The sequence below is a fragment of the Bacillus massilinigeriensis genome, from assembly GCF_900111815.1.
GTDB lineage: Bacteria > Bacillota > Bacilli > Bacillales > Cytobacillaceae > Mesobacillus_C > Mesobacillus_C mediterraneensis.
Genome location: NZ_LT630004.1, coordinates 2,381,091 through 2,399,523, shown reverse-complemented (window position 1 = coordinate 2,399,523; position 18,433 = coordinate 2,381,091). Strand labels below are relative to the sequence as shown.

21 protein-coding genes and 1 riboswitch are annotated in these 18,433 nt (G+C 41.6%); of the genes, 12 read left to right on the top strand and 9 right to left on the bottom strand.

All coding sequences use genetic code 11. The features are described from left to right. Window positions 1-6: 6 nt before the first annotated feature. Window positions 7-384, bottom strand: a complete 378-nt coding sequence (gene kapB / locus BQ5796_RS12560) for a kinase-associated lipoprotein KapB (protein WP_071460534.1) — start codon at window positions 382-384, stop codon at window positions 7-9. A gap of 118 nt (window positions 385-502) precedes the next feature. Here kapB and BQ5796_RS12555 point away from each other — a divergent pair, with 118 nt between their 5' ends. The 3 genes from BQ5796_RS12555 to BQ5796_RS12545 all read left to right on the top strand — a co-directional run bounded on the left by BQ5796_RS12555 (window position 503) and on the right by BQ5796_RS12545 (window position 2,271). Then, window positions 503-1,225 (top strand): peptidylprolyl isomerase, encoded by a 723-nt coding sequence (locus BQ5796_RS12555; protein ID WP_428839300.1) that lies wholly within the window; start codon window positions 503-505, stop codon window positions 1,223-1,225. An 86-nt stretch (window positions 1,226-1,311) separates the two neighbouring features. Next, window positions 1,312-1,524, top strand: coding sequence for a hypothetical protein (locus BQ5796_RS12550; protein WP_071460533.1), 213 nt, complete (start codon window positions 1,312-1,314; stop codon window positions 1,522-1,524). 273 nt (window positions 1,525-1,797) lie between these two features. Continuing rightward, the gene (locus BQ5796_RS12545) at window positions 1,798-2,271 is read left to right on the top strand and encodes a hypothetical protein (protein WP_071460532.1); all 474 of its coding nucleotides are present in this window, start codon (window positions 1,798-1,800) and stop codon (window positions 2,269-2,271) included. Window positions 2,272-2,280: 9 nt separating this feature from the next. Here BQ5796_RS12545 and BQ5796_RS12540 read toward each other — a convergent pair whose 3' ends face one another. Next, a complete protein-coding gene (locus tag BQ5796_RS12540) occupies window positions 2,281-3,450 on the bottom strand; it encodes a MalY/PatB family protein (protein ID WP_071460531.1) in 1,170 nt (389 codons plus the stop codon). A gap of 83 nt (window positions 3,451-3,533) precedes the next feature. Here BQ5796_RS12540 and BQ5796_RS12535 point away from each other — a divergent pair, with 83 nt between their 5' ends. Next, window positions 3,534-3,800: a DUF1871 family protein gene (locus BQ5796_RS12535; protein WP_083413178.1), complete on the top strand. Its 267-nt coding sequence runs from the start codon at window positions 3,534-3,536 to the stop codon at window positions 3,798-3,800. A 10-nt stretch (window positions 3,801-3,810) separates the two neighbouring features. Here BQ5796_RS12535 and BQ5796_RS12530 read toward each other — a convergent pair whose 3' ends face one another. Further along, on the bottom strand, window positions 3,811-4,668 hold the full coding sequence (locus BQ5796_RS12530; RefSeq protein ID WP_071460530.1) for an alpha/beta fold hydrolase: 858 nt from the start codon (window positions 4,666-4,668) through the stop codon (window positions 3,811-3,813). 182 nt (window positions 4,669-4,850) lie between these two features. Then, on the bottom strand, window positions 4,851-5,186 hold the full coding sequence (locus BQ5796_RS12525; protein WP_071460529.1) for a helix-turn-helix domain-containing protein: 336 nt from the start codon (window positions 5,184-5,186) through the stop codon (window positions 4,851-4,853). A 223-nt stretch (window positions 5,187-5,409) separates the two neighbouring features. Here BQ5796_RS12525 and yugI point away from each other — a divergent pair, with 223 nt between their 5' ends. Both yugI and BQ5796_RS12515 read left to right on the top strand, forming a co-directional pair. Next, on the top strand, window positions 5,410-5,802 hold the full coding sequence (yugI, locus tag BQ5796_RS12520; protein WP_071460528.1) for a S1 domain-containing post-transcriptional regulator GSP13: 393 nt from the start codon (window positions 5,410-5,412) through the stop codon (window positions 5,800-5,802). Between the two features lie 115 nt (window positions 5,803-5,917). Further along, a complete protein-coding gene (locus BQ5796_RS12515; RefSeq protein ID WP_428839299.1) occupies window positions 5,918-7,111 on the top strand; it encodes an ornithine--oxo-acid transaminase in 1,194 nt (397 codons plus the stop codon). Between the two features lie 140 nt (window positions 7,112-7,251). Here the strand turns inward: BQ5796_RS12515 and BQ5796_RS17415 are convergent. Beyond that, window positions 7,252-8,603 (bottom strand): IS1182 family transposase gene (locus BQ5796_RS17415; protein ID WP_097677971.1). Its coding sequence is split into 2 segments (ribosomal slippage): window positions 7,252-8,039 and window positions 8,039-8,603, totalling 1,353 coding nucleotides; the frame shifts between segments, so codons are not numbered across the junction. Between the two features lie 167 nt (window positions 8,604-8,770). Further along, complete coding sequence (locus BQ5796_RS12500; RefSeq protein ID WP_071460526.1) at window positions 8,771-9,004, bottom strand: DUF378 domain-containing protein; 234 nt, start codon at window positions 9,002-9,004, stop codon at window positions 8,771-8,773. A gap of 214 nt (window positions 9,005-9,218) precedes the next feature. On the opposite strand from BQ5796_RS12500, the gene BQ5796_RS12495 reads away from it, so the two are divergent. From BQ5796_RS12495 to BQ5796_RS12485, 3 genes are all read left to right on the top strand, one after another. Next, window positions 9,219-10,382, top strand: a complete 1,164-nt coding sequence (locus BQ5796_RS12495) for an iron-containing alcohol dehydrogenase (protein WP_071460525.1) — start codon at window positions 9,219-9,221, stop codon at window positions 10,380-10,382. Window positions 10,383-10,557: 175 nt separating this feature from the next. Further along, window positions 10,558-11,907: a glucose-6-phosphate isomerase gene (locus BQ5796_RS12490; protein ID WP_071460524.1), complete on the top strand. Its 1,350-nt coding sequence runs from the start codon at window positions 10,558-10,560 to the stop codon at window positions 11,905-11,907. Between the two features lie 116 nt (window positions 11,908-12,023). Further along, complete coding sequence (locus BQ5796_RS12485) at window positions 12,024-12,434, top strand: YugN-like family protein (protein ID WP_071461291.1); 411 nt, start codon at window positions 12,024-12,026, stop codon at window positions 12,432-12,434. 9 nt (window positions 12,435-12,443) lie between these two features. Here BQ5796_RS12485 and BQ5796_RS12480 read toward each other — a convergent pair whose 3' ends face one another. Beyond that, a complete protein-coding gene (locus BQ5796_RS12480) occupies window positions 12,444-13,430 on the bottom strand; it encodes a potassium channel family protein (protein WP_071460523.1) in 987 nt (328 codons plus the stop codon). A gap of 175 nt (window positions 13,431-13,605) precedes the next feature. On the opposite strand from BQ5796_RS12480, the gene BQ5796_RS12475 reads away from it, so the two are divergent. Next, entirely contained in the window at window positions 13,606-13,797 is a 192-nt protein-coding gene (locus BQ5796_RS12475) for a hypothetical protein (RefSeq protein ID WP_071460522.1), read from the top strand. A 43-nt stretch (window positions 13,798-13,840) separates the two neighbouring features. Here BQ5796_RS12475 and BQ5796_RS12470 read toward each other — a convergent pair whose 3' ends face one another. After that, entirely contained in the window at window positions 13,841-15,268 is a 1,428-nt protein-coding gene (locus BQ5796_RS12470; protein ID WP_071460521.1) for an amino acid permease, read from the bottom strand. A 114-nt stretch (window positions 15,269-15,382) separates the two neighbouring features. Then, window positions 15,383-15,559, bottom strand: a riboswitch (Lysine riboswitch). A 198-nt stretch (window positions 15,560-15,757) separates the two neighbouring features. Here BQ5796_RS12470 and BQ5796_RS12465 point away from each other — a divergent pair. After that, the gene (locus BQ5796_RS12465) at window positions 15,758-16,024 is read left to right on the top strand and encodes a hypothetical protein (protein WP_071460520.1); all 267 of its coding nucleotides are present in this window, start codon (window positions 15,758-15,760) and stop codon (window positions 16,022-16,024) included. Between the two features lie 148 nt (window positions 16,025-16,172). Here BQ5796_RS12465 and BQ5796_RS12460 read toward each other — a convergent pair whose 3' ends face one another. After that, window positions 16,173-17,156 carry a lysylphosphatidylglycerol synthase domain-containing protein gene (locus BQ5796_RS12460; protein ID WP_071460519.1) on the bottom strand — a complete coding sequence of 328 codons (984 nt, stop codon included), beginning with the start codon at window positions 17,154-17,156 and terminating at the stop codon, window positions 16,173-16,175. 161 nt (window positions 17,157-17,317) lie between these two features. On the opposite strand from BQ5796_RS12460, the gene BQ5796_RS12455 reads away from it, so the two are divergent. Next, on the top strand, window positions 17,318-18,376 hold the full coding sequence (locus BQ5796_RS12455; RefSeq protein ID WP_071460518.1) for a hypothetical protein: 1,059 nt from the start codon (window positions 17,318-17,320) through the stop codon (window positions 18,374-18,376). The last annotated feature ends 57 nt before the right edge of the window (window positions 18,377-18,433 follow it).

Sequence of the window (18,433 nt, the reverse complement as noted above, 5' to 3'; positions counted from 1 at the left end):
TCGTAATCAAAAGTATTCTTTTTGAAGTGTCTCGATACTTTGTAAACTTTTTCTTGCCCAATCAGAGCTGTCGTTCTCCAGCTCCGTTTTCATTTTCGAAAGTGCTTCATGCAGTGAATCTTGGTAATTTGGTATGCATTCTTCAAAATGACGTACCATTGTTCTCGGAATATTGGCCTGTTCACGGAAGGAGAGTGCTTTTCTCTCATGGAAAAAGCCAACCCCTGTTTGCTTGGGATGATGGAGGTCGCCCTGCATAGGATGCTTCAAAACTGCCAACACCCGTACAAGATAATGTTCGGGTCTGATATCCGTTACTTCTCCGATATATTTCCCGGTTTTATATATAGCTGTCACCGTGTCCCCGATATTGAATGAACTCATTGGATTATCCGCCTTTCTTTGGAAGTATGTCTTGTTCTCATTATGATGTAAATACCAAAAAAAACAAAGTGCAAACAGTGCTGAAAATACTTTATATTAAGTTTTGGAGGGATGAGAATTGAAAAATAGGATAGCTATCATAATGGCGGCATTGGCATTCTCACTTGGTGCGTGCCAAGCAGAAGAAAGTGCCGATAGAAAAGCTGGCAGCGGGGAAACTGCTGAACAGAGCGTGAAGAAGCCTGGTGAGCAGGATGGCTATTACCCACAGCTTTCATCAGAAGTCGCAGAAAGTGAAAAGCTAGTAGAAATGACTACCTCGATGGGGAGCATCAAAATCAAGGTTTTTCCAAAGCAGGCGCCTAAAGCCGTGGAAAATTTTCTCGCTCTTAGTGCGAAAGGTTATTATGAGGGAGTATCCTTTCATCGCGTGATTGAGGGATTTATGATCCAGGGAGGTGACCCTACAGGAACAGGAACCGGCGGGACCAGCATTTACGGTAAGCCATTTGAGGATCAATTTTCGAAGAATCTATTCCACCTCCGCGGAGCTCTGTCAATGGCGAATGCGGGACCAGATACGAACGGCAGCCAATTCTTTATTGTACCGAATGGTGATTTTGATTCTAATGCGAAGAAAATGATGAAAAAATATCCTGAGAAAATCCAGAATGCTTACGAAGAAAAAGGTGGAACACCTTCGCTTGACTTTAAACACACTGTCTTTGGCCAAGTGACAGAAGGAATGGATGTGGTTGATTCCATCGCTTCTGTTTCCGTAGATGAAGATGACAAGCCAAAGAGGAAAGTAGTCATTAAAAAGGTAACCATTCTGAAATAGCAAAGCATTTTCTTTTGTGAGAAAAGAACTCGTTGCTATAATGGGGAGAGAATGCCAACTGTTAAGGCGGAGAGGGAGACTGTATGATGTTGCAATCCACTGTATTGGCCTTGTTTTTATATTTTCCAGAGGATAAATCAGAATATATACCTGCGTCGATTACTTTTGTTATCTTTGCCATAGCGGCAATTGTTACGATGAGGTTAATCGTGAAGGTGTCGAACAAGGAAGCCCAGAAAGCGAAAGAATACGAAGCCGAGCTGAAGAAAAAATCGTCCGATTTTAAAAATGAATCTTAAAGTGAATGCTCCTGTTAACGGAGCGCTGACCGCAGACAAAATTGATTTTTATCAGTTTGTCTGCGGTTTTTTTTTTATTTTTACTAATTAATGACTGTTGATTTGTGCTGTGCTTTTCTCTGAAATCGATCTCTTTTAGGTCTAAAGAACTAAAATGTTTGAACATTTGATGTCGTTATGTTTCATATCGTTATAAAAAGGGTAGAAAAGAGGTTTATTTTTTAGGGGTTTGGTTATATACTATTTTTTAACTTTCAAAAAGGGGATAGAACGATGAGGCATGACCCAGCAGTTATAGCTGTTGTGGAAACCATTATGGAGATATCTGGTACAAAGGCGAATATTGTGTTGGAAGACTATTTCCCTGGTGACCGTTTTGCAGGCGGCAAATATCAGCCAGCAAGCCATACTATAACAATATATATTGAAGAAATTAGAGAGCAGTGTAACCAAATATTCAAGACGGATGTATGCTTTGAAGAGTACCTTTCCATTGTTTTAGCACATGAAATTGGGCATGCGGAAGATGCTGAATTAATGAGTTTAGTCGATTTAATGGACAATACCGAAAATGAAATCGATCGTAGCAGGATTTTACTTCAGATAGAACAAAACGCATGGGATTATGCTACAAGTATCATTCCTGAAAGAAGTTCCTTTCTGCTTAGCACTGTTATCTCCCATTCCTTGCAGCCACATTATGAGGCAATAAAGAGGTCAGGCAATCCACAGCGTGTTGGTGCCTGACCTCTTTTTTTATGTCAAAGCTTTTTTCAGCCGCGTTAAACCTTCCAACAGTGTTGCTTCTGGACAGGCTACATTTAATCGAACGAAGCCTTCTCCGCCTGGACCGTATTTTGGCCCAGGTTCGAGCGCGATCTTTCCTTTGTAGAGCAAGAGTTCTTGAAGCTCTTTGTCGGAAAGAGCTAGCTTTCTGCAATCAATCCAAAGCAAATAGGATGCGTCCGGAAAAAAAGTTTTGACTCCTGGGATGTTCTCTTTCATATAAGAAATTGCTGTCATGAGATTGTTTTTTATATAGGGCATCAGTGAATTTAACCATTCGTCTCCATAGTGATAAGCAGCTTCCAAGGCAGTTAAACCGAATACATTTGGACAGTGGAAACCGTTTTTTTCTTGGATGGCTTGAAATTTATCGAGCAGACTGCTTTCCGGGATAATCACAACGGATGCCTGCAGTCCTGCAATATTGAACGTTTTGCTAGGAGCGACAAATGTGACGACATTTTTTAGAAAATCTTTGTTAATAGAGGCGATGGGCAAATGTTCATTAGGAGTATGGACAAGATCCGAATGAATTTCATCAGAAACGATTAGACAGTCATATTGACTACAGAGGTTTCCAATTCTCTCGAGTTCTTGCCTTTTCCAAACCCTTCCTCCAGGATTGTGAGGATTGCAAAGGATAAATAACTTAACTCCGCCTTTTAGCTTTTCCTCGAAATCTTTGAAATCGATTGTATACTCTCCATTTTGGAAGTGAAGCTGGGAATTGACGAGCACCCTTCCGTTTTTCTCTACCATTTCCATGAATGGAGGATAGACGGGAGACTGGATTAGTACTTTATCTCCAGGTTTCGTAAAAGCATTCACAGCAGTGCTGATGGAAGGGACAACGCCGGAGCTGAAGGTAATCCATGAATTGTCCACTTTCCAAGAATGCCGTCTCTCCAGCCAGCCAGCTGCTGCTTTTACAGCAGATTCACAAGGATATGTATATCCGAAGATCCCGTGTTCCATACGCTGGCGAAGGGCATCTGTAACAGCAATTGGGGGTCGAAAATCCATATCCGCAACCCACATTGGTAAAACGTCACACGTTCCGAATACTTCTGCTGTCCGTTCCCACTTTACTGATTGAAAACCTGTTCTGTCGATTACTTTACTGAAATCAATATTTTCCATAAAATCCACCTCGGCAAGATAAATTCTCCATTTGAATGTTTCATGATAAAATAAGCATACCAAAAAAGAGTGAAATATAGGTGATGATTTTGGAAACACAGGATAAGAACCGGCAAATGGTTAAAATATTAAATGAATGGGATCCTATTGGCTGTGGATATGGTATGTATGATCCAGAGATTGCCGGTGTGCTCCATGCGGTTTATAATCTCGATTCCCAGCATGAACTGGCAATCAGAATTCAGGCTGTTTACGAACATTCCTTTGAAGAGATTATTCCCTATGAATCATGCTTGCTGGTGGCAAAGTCTCTTTTGGCTGTGAAAAGCATGGGTAATTGTTCTATTTAATAAACAGCAATTAAGAAATAGTACTTGCTGTTTCCTTTGAATGAGAGTAAATAAATTGCCGAATGTTTTCAAATACTGCTTCAGGCTGTTCTTCAGGAACGAGGTGGCCAGTATCCTTCAATACGATTAGACTCGAATTTGGCAAGTCTTCTTTCAAACGTTTGCCGACATGCAGTGGTACGACGCGATCGTGCTCTCCCCAAATGAGAAGACAAGGATCCGTAATTTTTTGAAGGATATCGGGAGACAAATCTCCTTCGCGGTGGCGAATCATGCTTGTAAGTGCCTTGAATATATTTTCTTCCAGGAAGGGAGAAAGATAGCCGTTTTCCATCTCTTCTGTAATGAGCGAGCTGTCGTAGACAACTTGCTCTAAATTTTTTCTGACGCCAGTCTTGGCGAAATGGTATTTCACATAATGATGAAAAAAAGGCAAATAGCTTGATGCGATTAGTGGTATTCTTGCACGCTTGCTATAACCGGAGCTGCATAGGAGGACGGCTTTCTGTGCAGCCTTCGGAAAATAGTACATGGCATTTAATGCGATTTGGCCGCCCATGGAATGACCGACAAGAGTATAGGTTTTTATCTGCAAAAGTTCCAGTAGTTTCGAAACTGTATAAGCCATATTTCTGTAAGAGTACGTGAAACCGAGGATCTTTCCGCTCTTTCCGAAGGGCGGGAGATCCACCGAGACGACGGAATACTCCTTGCGCATTAATGGGATGATTCTTCTAAAACTAAAAGTCGATGAAAGAAACCCGTGGACCAATACGACTGTTTCTCTCTGCTCTTCATGCGGAAAATGCTCGAAATAAACGTCAATGCCGTTCACGTGTTTGGTGCCTGCAAAAGGTCTGGCATTCAATACGTTTTCCTCCTGAACACTCGTATTTTTATTATCGATTTCTTATATTTTCCCCACGATAGTAAGTTTCACACCTATTGAGGGGGAGAAATAATGTGCTCTTGTACTGTTACTAAATAAAAATTCAAAAGGGGTTCGGAAAGTCTTATTCCGAACCCCTTTTTCCAGAAAGCGTGATTTGGTTAGAAACCTTTCAGTTTTAACAAATCTTCTTCTCTTATCTCTCTTGCCATTTTGAGAAACAATTTTGCTTTTTTAGTGCCTACTTCTTCTATAAGATCGGTTAACTCCTGGTCAATTGCGGATTGGTCGTTCCTCGATTCTTGTTCTAAAATCTCGGATGCCGGAACGTCGAGTACGGTTGACAGCTTCATAATCGTTTGCAGATCAGGTACCTTTTCTCCCGTTTCATATTTCTCAAGTGTACGGGTTCCTACCCTTGCTTTCAGAGCGAGTTCTTCTAAGGTGAGTTTCCTGTCCAGACGGAAAGCTTTGATATTTTTACCAATAGCGGACATGCTAATCCCTCCCTTTATTCCTATATATATTTTATCACGAAAAAATTGTCTTTTGTTTGAACTTTTAGTTGAATTCTGAATTTTATAGGCTTTTTCCATGATAACTAAATGCAAAGAGGGGAGAACCCATTTATTTGTTTTTGTGCTTATTCCCTTTCTATGATATAATTTTATATTGCGTATAATCAGGATAAAATTACCGAAAAGAATTAGGAGTGTTTATATGACAGAAAAATTTCAAACAGGCAGTGTAGTAACAGGAAAAGTAACAGGAATTCAGCCTTATGGTGCATTTGTAGCGCTTGACGAAAATACACAAGGCCTTGTGCACATCTCAGAAATTACCCATGGCTATGTAAAGGACATCAATGAATTCCTTAAGGTCGGAGACGAAGTGAACGTGAAGATCCTCTCAGTGGATGAAGCAGCTGGAAAGATTGGCCTTTCCATTAGAGCAACAGAAGCAGCACCAGAAGCTGCGGTGAAAGCGAAAAAGCCTCGCAAACGTCCTGCGCAAATAATCCAGGACAATGATTCTTCGGGCTTCAATACTCTAAAGGACAAACTGCAGGACTGGATTAATGCATCACAAAAAGAAAATACAATGAAGAAATAAGGGTAGAACCGGATAATTTTTATCCGGTTTTTTTACTGTTGGAAAAGCGGGAGGAAAAATCGTATAATATAATTAGACAGTTTAAAATTTTTTGAAATCGAACGGAGGAATGCTCATGCCAACAAAAACGAATGAACTCATTGAACAGACAGAACGGTTTGGAGCTCCCAATTACCACCCGCTGCCAATCGTTATTTCAAAAGCAGAAGGCGTATGGGTAGAGGATCCTGAAGGCAATCGGTATATGGACATGCTGAGTGCTTATTCGGCTGTCAATCAGGGCCATCGTCACCCGAAAATCATAGAGGCACTGAAAGATCAAGCGGATCGTGTCACCCTAACCTCCCGTGCGTTTCACAATGATCAGTTAGGGCCATGGTATGAAAAGGTTTGCCAGCTTACAGGAATGGAAATGGCACTGCCGATGAACACAGGTGCTGAGGCTGTGGAAACAGCGATAAAAGCGGCAAGACGCTGGGCATATGATATTAAGGGAGTCGCTGCAAATCAGGCTGAAATTATTGCATGCGTCGGCAATTTTCATGGCAGAACAATGACGGCGGTTTCACTATCTTCAGAAGAGGAATATAAGCGCGGGTTTGGCCCAATGCTCCCAGGAATCAAGCTTGTTCCATATGGGGATTTAAAAGCCCTCAAAGAAGCGATTACACCTAACACCGCAGCATTTCTTATTGAACCTATCCAAGGCGAGGCAGGCATTGTCATTCCTCCGGAAGGCTTCCTCAAGGCTGCCCGTGAGCTTTGTAGTGAAGAAAATGTGTTGTTTATAGCAGACGAAATCCAGGCCGGTTTAGCTCGTTCTGGAAAACTATTTGCATGTGAATGGGAAGATGTAAACCCTGACATGTATATCCTCGGAAAAGCGCTTGGTGGAGGGGTGTTCCCGATTTCTTGCGTGGTTTCTAGCCGTGAAGTGCTTAGTGTCTTCAATCCTGGTTCCCACGGTTCGACTTTTGGCGGAAATCCGATTGCTTGTGCCGTATCAATTGCAGCATTGGATGTCATTGAGGAAGAGAAGCTTGTTGAAAGGTCTCAGGAACTTGGCGAGTACTTTATGGATAAACTGCGTGAAATTGACAATCCAATCATCAAAGAAATCCGGGGAAGAGGGTTGTTTATTGGGGTAGAACTCAAGGAGCCGGCGAGAAGTTACTGCGAGAAGCTTAAGGAAGAAGGTCTTCTTTGTAAGGAAACGCATGATACGGTCATTCGTTTTGCTCCTCCGCTCGTCATTACTTATGAAGAGCTCGATTGGGCAATTGATAGAATCAAAAAGATTTTGGGATAAACAGAAAAATCCGCCTGATGGGCGGATTCAGCTTGTGGAGAAAGGCACCTTTATTTCTTCCACAGGCTTTTTTATTTTAATTCCATTTAGCTTTTTTACTGTTTAATATCTCCTTTTCATAAAAAAACAAAGATCGCCACTCACTTTCCTAGCCTTGCTAGGTGTGTGACGATCTTTTTTATATTCTGGCACGCTGCAGTGAGTAGGACCTGCTCACTCGCATTGTGCAATCCCCGTAACCGGCAATAGCGAAGCCCATGCAGTTCTTTTGAATCTGCGAAGCTTCGCTCTACTTTTTCTTTTCTGAACTTATAAAGCATCTTTCCAGAGAGGGAGAGCCTGTTTTGACGAACCTTCTCCTTGAATTCTTCCCACACATGGCGCGTAACGATCTTTTGTGTATTCCTTGATCGGGTACACTCCTTTAGGAGGGGGCATTCGGAACATCTCTTTGGATCTGACTTATATTCACGGTAACCTTCTCTTGTCGTTGTACGATAAACTAACTCCTGTCCATTTGGACAAATGTAAACATCTTTCTCTTTATGATAGGTAAACTTCCATTTAGGAAAAAGTCCTTTTGTCGGCTGGTATCTACGATGGGCGATCACTCCAAAAACCTTACGGTCATGAAGTCCTTTACAAATTGGATTTGTTAAATATCCTGAGTCGAGTGCCACTGCTTCTACCTTAAATCCAAAACGATCCATCTGACGGTCAAGCCTAGAAAGATAAGGGACAGAGTCATGGACATTTCCCGGAGTAACATAAGCATCAGTAATGATATTGAACTTCATATCGGTTGTTCGATGATCAAGATAACAGAACATCTCCTGCTTATTTTCCCTGGACATGAAGCCACAATCTGGATCGGTTGTGCTTTTTCGAATTTGTTTGGTCTCTGTCACCTCCTCTCTTTCTTTTAGTGCTTTTTTCCGTGTTGGAATCTATCCTCTTCCACAGCTCTATTGAGTTCTTCTATGTATTCCCGAGTCTCCACTTCGACTTCTTCCCGTGTAAACTTGTGCTTATTGGCATTCGCTTTAAGGTGAGTAGAGTCAGTAAACAGAACTCTTCCACCAACCATTTTATGATTCATGGCTAACAGGACAATCTCATCAAAAATTTCTTGAAAGATATTCGTATCTTTAAAACGGGTTCTTCTATTCCAACTGATGGTCGAGTGGTCCGGCACAGGATCATTGAGCTTCAAGCCAAGAAACCATCGATAGGCTACATTTGTTTGCACTTCCCGTTCTAATCGGCGTTCCGAACGGATGCCATAAAAATAACCAATAAACATCATTTTAAATAGAACTAGTGGATCCGAAGGACGCCCGGTACTCTCGGAATAATAAGGACGCAATTTCTCCCCGATAAAAGAAAAGTCTATGTACTGGTCCACCTTTCTTAAAAAGTGATCCTGGGGAACCAAATCCTCAATTAAAACAAATTCTGCTTCTCCTTGTAATTCCCTTTTCGGTTTGAACATCGCATCCACCATCCTAAGTGTCATATTAATAATATTATATCAAATTAACGCGGTGAATGGTTAAAGAAATCGGATAAAAATTAGGCTGTCGAGAGTTTCTCGACAGCCTGAATCCGCCTGATGGGCGGATTTTTTATTTTGCAAGTATTTTTACAATGCAATCGAATTTATCGTGTTGTACGAGGTTCTGCTTCACGCTCAGCTTCTGCACTTGGTGCAAACAGAAGACCGAGATTAATGAGTCCTGCTAGGCCAACCAAACCATAGACGATTCTAGATAGTGCAGCATCCTGGCCACCGAAGATTGCAGCGACAAGATCAAATTGGAAAAATCCAACTAAACCCCAGTTAATGGCACCGATGACTGTTAGGACCAAGGCAATACGTTGAAGAGTGCTCATGAATGATTCCTCCTTATTTAGATGGGTTCCCATTTATTTTTATACATCCGGGCATAATTTATTCGTTTCTCTGTGACAATTTTTATTTATCCGGGGAAATATAAAAGAAACATAACGCAGAACATCGAGGTGCAGGTAAATAATTCCAAATGCCTGCATTTTGCATTGAAACTGGTGTTCAGTGATAATGAAATTTGAAGGAAGGTGATGAAGCGTGGATAATTTTACATTTTGGAATCCAACGCGTCTTATTTTCGGAAAAGGTCAGATAGAACAATTGGAAACAGAGGTACCTAAATACGGCAAAAAGGTTCTTCTTGTATATGGTGGGGGTAGTATAAAAAGGAACGGGCTTTATGACAAAATATCGTCCCACCTCGAAAAAGCAGGTGCATTTGTATACGAACTTTCCGGGGTAGAACCGAATCCAAGGCTTTCTACAGTAAAAAAAGGTGTGGAAATATGTAAACGTGAGGGTATCGATTTTCTGTTGGCCGCAGGCGGCGGAAGCGTGATTGACTGCACCAAGCTGATTGCAGCAGGTGCAAAGTATGATGGTGACCCTTGGGATATTGTAACGAAAAAAGCAATGGCTGCTGACGCCCTTCCTTTCGGCACAGTATTAACGCTTGCAGCAACAGGTTCGGAAATGAATGCAGGCTCCGTTATTACAAATTGGGAAACGAATGAAAAATATGGCTGGGGAAGTCCTGTTGTTTTTCCGGCTTTTTCTATACTGGATCCAGAACATACGTATAGCGTCCCAAGAGAACAAACTATTTATGGCATCGTTGATATGATGTCCCATGTGTTCGAGCACTATTTCCATCCTGAAACAAATACGGAACTTCAGGACAGAATGTGTGAATCTCTTCTGCTGACCGTCATTGAAACTGCACCAAAATTATTGGATGACCTCCATAGCTATGAGCATCGAAGTACTATTCTATATTGCGGAACAATGGCATTGAATGGAATGCTGTCAATGGGTTTCAGAGGTGACTGGGCAACACATAATATTGAACACGCAGTCTCGGCCGTATACGATATTCCCCATGGTGGCGGGTTGGCAATCCTTTTCCCTAATTGGATGAAGCACAATTTGAAAGTGAATCCTGAGCGTTTTGCACAGCTTGCTGTACGGGTATTTGGAGTCGATGCTACAGGAAAGTCTGCTGAGGAAGTTGGCTTGGAGGGGATTAGTAAGCTGCGCGAATTCTGGGATAGCATTGGAGCGCCATCCAAGCTGTCCGATTATAATATTGATAACAGCAAATTAGAATTAATGGCCGATAAGGCGATGGCAAACGGAGAGTTCGGTACCTTTAAAAAAATGCAATACGAAGATGTGCTTGAAATATACAAAATGTCCCTTTAGGAAAAAATCAGACATTGTATTGCCAGAATGCCATACAATGTCTGATTTTTAAATAAGCAATTCGAGTGGATAAAAAGTATTTTATTTTGGGTACGCTTACATGGAGGGATGTTCTTGATTCTTACGGAACGTTTCGATAAAGTGTTAGAGACAACATATAAATGGAGGATCAAGTATGACACATGTCCGTTTTGATTACTCAAAAGCTTTGAACTTCTTTGGAGAACATGAAGTTACATACTTAAGAGATTTTGTTAAGGTTGCCCACCATTCACTTCATGAGAAGACCGGTGCAGGCAGCGACTATCTTGGCTGGATTGACCTTCCAAGTGAGTATGACAAGGAAGAGTTCTCTCGCATACTTGAATCGGCAGAGAAAATCAAAAAGAATTCTGATGTTCTTATTGTCATTGGTATCGGGGGATCATATCTCGGTGCGCGAGCAGCGCTTGAGTTTTTGAATCATCATTTTTACAACGCGCTTTCACAGGAGAAACGTAAAACACCGCAAATAATTTTTGCAGGAAACAACATCAGTTCCTCCTATATGAAGGATGTAATGGACCTTCTTGAAGGGAAGGACTTTTCCGTCAACGTCATTTCTAAGTCTGGAACGACAACGGAGCCGGCAATTGCCTTTAGAATTTTCCGGAAATTGCTTGAGGAGAAGTATGGTATCGAGGAAGCGCGCCAACGGATTTATGCGACAACAGATAAAGCGAGAGGTGCATTGAAGACCCTCGCTGATGAAGAGGGCTATGAAACTTTTGTCATCCCTGATGACGTCGGCGGACGCTATTCCGTTCTTACAGCTGTTGGTTTGCTTCCGATTGCTGTGAGTGGAGCGGATATTGAAAAAATGATGCAAGGTGCTCGAAAGGCAAGGGAAGATTTCCGTGCTTCAGAACTGGAGGATAACCTCGCTTATCAATATGCTGCTGTTCGGAACGTTTTGTATAATAAAGGGAAAACCATTGAAATGCTGATCAATTATGAGCCATCACTTCAATACTTTTCCGAGTGGTGGAAACAGTTGTTTGGAGAGAGTGAAGGAAAGGACCAAAAGGGAATTTATCCTTCATCTGCCAACTTCTCAACGGACCTTCATTCTTTAGGGCAATATGTCCAGGAGGGGCGCCGTGACTTGTTTGAGACAATTATTAAAGTGGAAAAGCCGCAGCATGAGCTCGTGATTGAAGCAGCGGAAAATGATCTTGATGGCCTTAATTATCTTGCTGGCAAAACAGTAGACTTTGTCAATAACAAGGCTTTTGAAGGAACGCTGTTAGCTCATACGGACGGAAATGTACCAAATCTAATTGTTGCTATTCCGGAACGTAATGAGTATACATTCGGCTATCTTGTTTACTTTTTTGAAAAAGCTTGTGCAATGAGCGGTTATCTCCTTGGTGTGAATCCGTTCGACCAGCCTGGAGTAGAAGCATACAAGGTGAATATGTTTGCACTTCTTGGCAAACCTGGCTATGAAGAAAAGAAAGCTGAATTAGAAAAAAGGCTGAAATAAAAGTATATCTAAAGTACAGGGGAGCTTTTTTGCTGCCCTGTTTTATTTTGCGCCTATTTGTCATGAAAGAAGATACTTTCGCTCACACTAATGAAAAAGAGAAAGGTGTGAGGGCGATGATCGAGCTGTCATCAGAGATTGAAGGCAAACATTTCGGCCTTTATATGCTGGAAGAAATATTAAAACCAATGGGGTATGCAGTGGGGGGAAGCTGGGAGTATGATCATGGTTCATTCGATTATAAAATCGACGATGCTGTTGGGTATCAGTTTCTTCGTCTCCCTTTCCGTTCAATTGATGGCCAGTTGGATTCGAACGGATGTACAGTTGTGTTTGAGCGTCCTTTTCTGTTGTCGCACAAATACCAGCGTGGATTGGATGACCACGCTGGCACTGGAGCTTTTTCCGGTTCCCTCAATCAGTTTTCCGAACCAGTGGACAAAGATGCAAGCTTTCCGGAACCGTATATAGAGATGGGGAAAACACTCCTAAAGGAAGTAGAGGAAGCACTTTTAGGCAAACAATAATCGTTGCCGCTACTTCAGGATAATGAGTTCATCCATACGAGTAATCATAGTATCAGCAGGGGGGTTGACGATATAGTCATCCCCTTTCTTTAATCCGATTAGAAGTCTTCCTTCTGCATTTATAATCGTCTGTTGGCTACCGTACGTAGATGGATTGCCTAAATAAAGACTTGGCGGGGTGAGCTTTATTTCTTTGTTTCTAAATCCAGTCATCAGTTTTTGAAGCGATGCATTCCCTTCTGCCCCATTAATACTCGATAGAATCATCGATCCCGCAACTACATTCGTTTCAATTATTTCATCTGCTCCAGCACGAAAGGCATTGTTTACTTGATTGCTTGTCAATACCTCTGCAATGCAACGAACGCTAGGCTGTAAGCCTTTAATGGCGAGAAGAGTTAACACAGTGTTCTTATCTGCTTGATGTTCGACAAGGTTCTGGTCGGCAGTGATGATGACAAGACTCGCGGAAGGAACACCTGCTCTTATAAGGGTTTCATCCAAGTGTGCAGCACCTTTGATAAAATGAAAGCTATGGGAGGAAACAGGATGGGTGTTTAAAGTCTCATCTATCAACACAATGTTTTCTTTTCTAACCGCGAAGACTTCGGCTATCTTTTTGGACCGCTCATTCCAGCCAACGATGACAAGATGATTCTTACCTTTAAAAGTTGTTTTACCTTTGTAATAGTCTTCCTGTTTGTTCACAGCGGTTGTCGACAAAGTCACGAAATAGGATGACAGGAAGCCGGCTCCAGCGAATAGAAGTACGATGGTAGCTACCCTGCCGGAAAGGGAAGTTGGGGCATAATCTCCATAGCCGACAGTGGATGCAGTAATAATAGCCCACCAGATTCCTTCAAATAACGTGGGGAAAGTATCCGGTTCAAGTGCATGGATAATAAGTCCGAAAATGACCATATTCAAACCTGCAATAAGCAGGATTCGGAACAGGAGCGGCATCCGGATAAATCTTACATATAGCTGTTGTGGCATATAATCCCCCCATTCGGTTCTCTTTGTTATTTTGACCTGAGAATATAGGTTTTAGCCGGCATTTTGTTTTCACATGAAAGATATGTCACATAATAAAAAAAGGTGAAAAAACCGTGGCAAACGGCTATTCAAACAGTTTTCTCCTTCATAGAGTATTAGTAAAGGAGGAGTGAGAATGAACAATCCAGTTTTAATATTCCTTGCAGCGATTTTGGCAGGCTTTGCACTGCTGAATCTTCCTGACATAGCGTTGCTAGCAAATCTAGTTACTTTCTTTCAAATAGCAGCTGCAATTGCCATCATCCTATTTTCTTTTGTACTTTTCTACATTGCGTTACGGACTCTCTTCAGTGGATGCTGGAAATAAAAAAAGGAGGCTGCGCAAGCAGTCTCCTTCTCTAACTCAAACATTAAGCAGTGACTCTTTTTTTGGCTAATGGCATTTTTTTCTGTGATTTCCGGACACTTCCATAGAAGAAAATACTGGACGCCAGAAGAGCAACACCGAATAGGAACGTTTTGATATCTGCTGTACCAGCGATGATGACCCAAACTGAATAAATCGTGGATATAGCAGCAATCACCCCGTCGATAACGCGAGAACGTCCGTCCGTATACGTTTCCCCTGTAAAGACGAGCTTTAGCTGGAAGACGGATGCAATGAAGTATGGTACAAGATAAGATAAGGTCGCAATGGCAATGATGAAATCAAATGCCTGTGCAATCGAATTCGAGATTGTTGAAAAGATAAACAGCTGTCCAAGAATATTAGTGACGTTAAGAGAAAAAATAGGCAATCCATTTTTGTTTTCTTTTAGGAACGATGTAAGGAAAAGTCCCTGTTTTGCTGCTTGAAATGGTACTTCAACGCTGAGCATTACCCAGCCGATAGTTGAACCGATCAAACTGACAATCCCGAGACATGCAAGTATTTTTCCGCCAATAGGTCCCATAACAGCTACCATTGCATCAACCAATGGTTTTTCCGAGGCAATTAAAGTCTTTTGATCAAGCATCCCCATGACAAGCATACTAATGCCAATATAGATAGCGAGTGCAATGAACAAGCCAAGAACTGTCGCTTTTTTGACATCTGTTTGCTTTTTTGCCCGGGAAGAAAAGACAACAGCAGATTCTACTCCAATAAAAGCCCAAAGTGTTGTTAGCGCAGCGCTGTTTATTTGCCCAAGCAATCCAATCGTTTGGCCAGCCTCATCATATCGCGGTGCGGAGAATGGCAGAATATTTGTTTTCTGAAAGGCATAAAGTCCGACAAGGATGAAAAGGAAAAAACCGACGACTTTTGCAGCTGTGGCAGCGAAGTTCAGTTTTCCGGCGGACTCAAGGCCACGAAGAATGGTAAAGTGAGTCGTCCATAACAGGAACGAACAGACGGTGAAGGTTAACAAACTTCCGGTTGTAACAGTAACGCTTCCGATTGTAAAAAGTTTTGCCGTACTAGTAAGAATAGGAAAGAATGTTGAGAGAAAGCTTGCGAATGTAGTGATAATAGCGATGTTTCCTGCCAGGTTACCAATCCAATACCCCCACGAGGCCATAAAACCTGACAATGTCGCTGCATGGCTTCCCTTGCGGAAAAGTTCTTTCGCGTAAATTTGTGGCCCTCCATTTAATTCCGGTTTTCTTATTCCAAGATTTCCAAAAACAAGAGTGGTCATCAGAACGCCGAAACCTGTCAACAGCCATGCGAGAAGTACTCCCAATGGACTGGCAGATTCAGAAAGTGCCCGTGGAATCATAAATATTCCAGACCCTACCATATTTCCAACAACAAGTGCAGTTAAAATCCAAAACCCTAATTTTTTTGACTGACCCATAGTGTAATCCCCTTTCATATTGCCCTCTGCTCAAATGAAGAGTGTCCACCAGTCATGCCGACGCAAAAAGCACACCTTAGTCCATAAGGTGTGCTTCTGTATCCACACCAGACAAGAACGGATAGTTCATCATGACAAAAGCCATGACAGTCCTGCGCCTTTCGGCAACAGTCCCAGCTACTGCATTCAGAGAAATGCAGCGCTTCGGCAGTATTTCCTTTCAGATAAATTCATCGAGTTCTCTGACTCTCCGTTACCCTACTAATAAATACCGCGACCTCTACCTCATCTTGAGCTGATGAGGGTATATTGTATATTTTTAATGTAGTTATCATACAATAGGTTGTCTGACATGTCAAAGTAAAGTTTTGGCAATGGAAATCACAGATCTGCAATAAGATTAAAGAATTGTTAAAAAACGTAAATTAGCGTAATGCGAAATAAAAATCAGGGTATGATAGTATAAAAAAAACGGCGGGAGGTGTGTTCATGGTCCGGTGGGACGGGCAAATCATTTCCGGTATTTTTGATAATAAGGCAAATGAATTTGAAATTGAAAAAGTGAAAGACTTTTATACAAAATCGGTTATCAAAAAAACCCAAGCAGAGACACTATATCAATATTTAAAATTACACGAAGACGATCAGGAGGGCCAGATCATCACCATGTATGATCAAATTCCAGTGTTGCTGACACAAGGGGAAATAAAGCGGCTGCTTGGAGACTTGGAACAAGTTAAAGAGATGTATCATTAGCATCATTTCGGGTCTTTTATTATCCAAACAAAAATGGTCCCCCGGCGAACCATCTAAGGACACCATTCAATTATACTAATTAAAAGGAAAGTATGTATTCTTTCATCCGCATATGAAAAAGGGCGCCCAATATCGATTGGACAGCCCTTTATTCTTTTTCGTTTATAAGGGAGGTACTGGAGAAGGTGACTTCCTGACTGTTGCTGTATCCCCTGGCGATTCGCGCCAGCTTGTCGATATATTCCTTCATAAGCAGCAAGGCCGCAAAGATGAAAGGAAGTAGAAGGTACCCTACTCTATACAGCAACAGAAGAACAAGGACTTTTTCGTCGGGAATGCCTAGTTCTTGGGTTCCCCAGATAAAAACGAGATCAAACGAACCGAGTCCGCCTGGAATCATGCTGAGTATTCCGGCGCAGGACGCGATGATGAATACAGGAAAAAGACTTCCCGGACTGACATCAAGCTGAAGAATAGATGCCAGATAGACAATGATGCCATAAATGGCGATCCACTCCATTAGGGATACGGTGACAAGCCTCAATGATGTCATGGAACAAATGCTTTTTTCGCGGTTATTCTTTAATCTGCGATGGGTGAAATATAGGTAGCCAGGCAAATAGAGACTCACAGCAAAAACAGAACCTGTCAGCCATCTGACATCATGCAACAGCGGATAATTTCGGAAGCCTGCTGCAATGATTCCTGCCAACAGAGAGATTCCCGTAAGGTAAAAGAGAGATACGGAAGCGATCGTTTTCAAGAGAACCCGTTTGTCTTGCTCGTAGCCTCTATAAAAATATGTTCTGAGCGCTGCTCCAGCAAAACCGCCAAAACCGATAAGATTTGAAAAAGAGTTGGCAATGAAGGATATGCGCAGCAGCCTGCTGAGCGGCATCCTTGCACGGAGGAGCTGCAGCAAGATTGCATCGTAAAAGAACATCGGCACAATTGCACAGCAGGTGAGTATTAGCAGCAAGGCTATTTCTATGAAAGAAAAACTTGCTATATCTTTTTTTAATTCTCCGGCTTCAATACCTGTTAAAAACTGATGGATTTCAATGCCGGCGATCAACATCAAAACAAAAGGAAACAATATTTTTATACTCTTAAGCAGTTGGTTTTTTTTCAAAACAAAATGGTACCACCTTTTAATGGATTGCTACCTATCACTATAAACCTTTCGACGATAAAAAAACAGAGATAGTTGCCATTAAACAGTGAATGATGGTATCTTTTTTCTTTTTAATCAATAGAAATACTTAACCCGGAAATTAGAAAGGACGAGGATTCATGCTTACAATTCAGAATGTTAACCAAGATCTTTTTGGAAAAATTTACAATCTGTTTAAACATATTCCTGCGGCTAACAGGCGGTATATCCAGGAGGGATTATATGAGGCAGCCTTTGAACAGGCGTTGGAAGAGGGAGGGGTTGAAAGACTTTATCGCGATGCCGGAAATTTCAGCAAGGATGGAGTTTTTTCTGGGCGGGCATGGGACAATGGGCAAGATTCCCATAAAAATATAACAAACTTTCAATTTCAAAAGAGTACTGCTTCTGCTGGCGGGGAAATTTTGTATATTCTTTACATCCTCGCAATTGCAAGGGGACAGAATGTTTCAGATGATTTATCTTCGCAAAAAGCAAACAGTATATTGACGGAACTTCTGATTAACAATATGAATTTGTTCCTTAAGGAAACGGAAGGAATTGAAACTTCATTTTCCGTAAAAAGAAAATTAGAAAGTAAGCTTTTTCAATTTGTCATGTGCAGGTGTTTCTCTCCTTCACTTGTGAAAGCAATGCAGGAAAAGGCGCTGAAGCGACTGGAGTTTGAAGAATTCGCAAGCAAAGGCTTACTGAATCTAATGGAAAATATTACAGCACTTGCAGGAAAAGCGGAGTTTATTCCAGGCTGGGGAAAGGTTGCGAACGCTTTGCTTTCACCTACAGAGTTGTCTGCCTGCTATCCTGATGACTATATGAAAATGTTAGAAGAAACAGGGGACCTTGTTTTAATCCGAGAAGCCACTCAGCTCAAAAAATCAACAGATGAGACAAAAATTGTTTCCTCCTACCATTTCCTCTTCCTCACTTACATCAACAAGAATAAGCCGTATTTGTTACAATCTCTGCTTTGCTCCAATTCTATTTCTAATGAGAATCTCCGCAGCCATTTGAAGCTCATTCGCACTTATCTTCATCAAACATTGAAACTAAGAACAAGGCAGGACATTTATAGATTAATGATGTTGCTTCGAAGAAATAATTTCAAGGATCATTTTCTTTCCCATATGGAAAGGAATGCAATCAAGATGCATATATATGCGGATAGTGAATGCAAATAAAGCTATGCAGGAGAATGAATGATTCGGATAGACGCAGCTGTTCTACTATAATTGTTC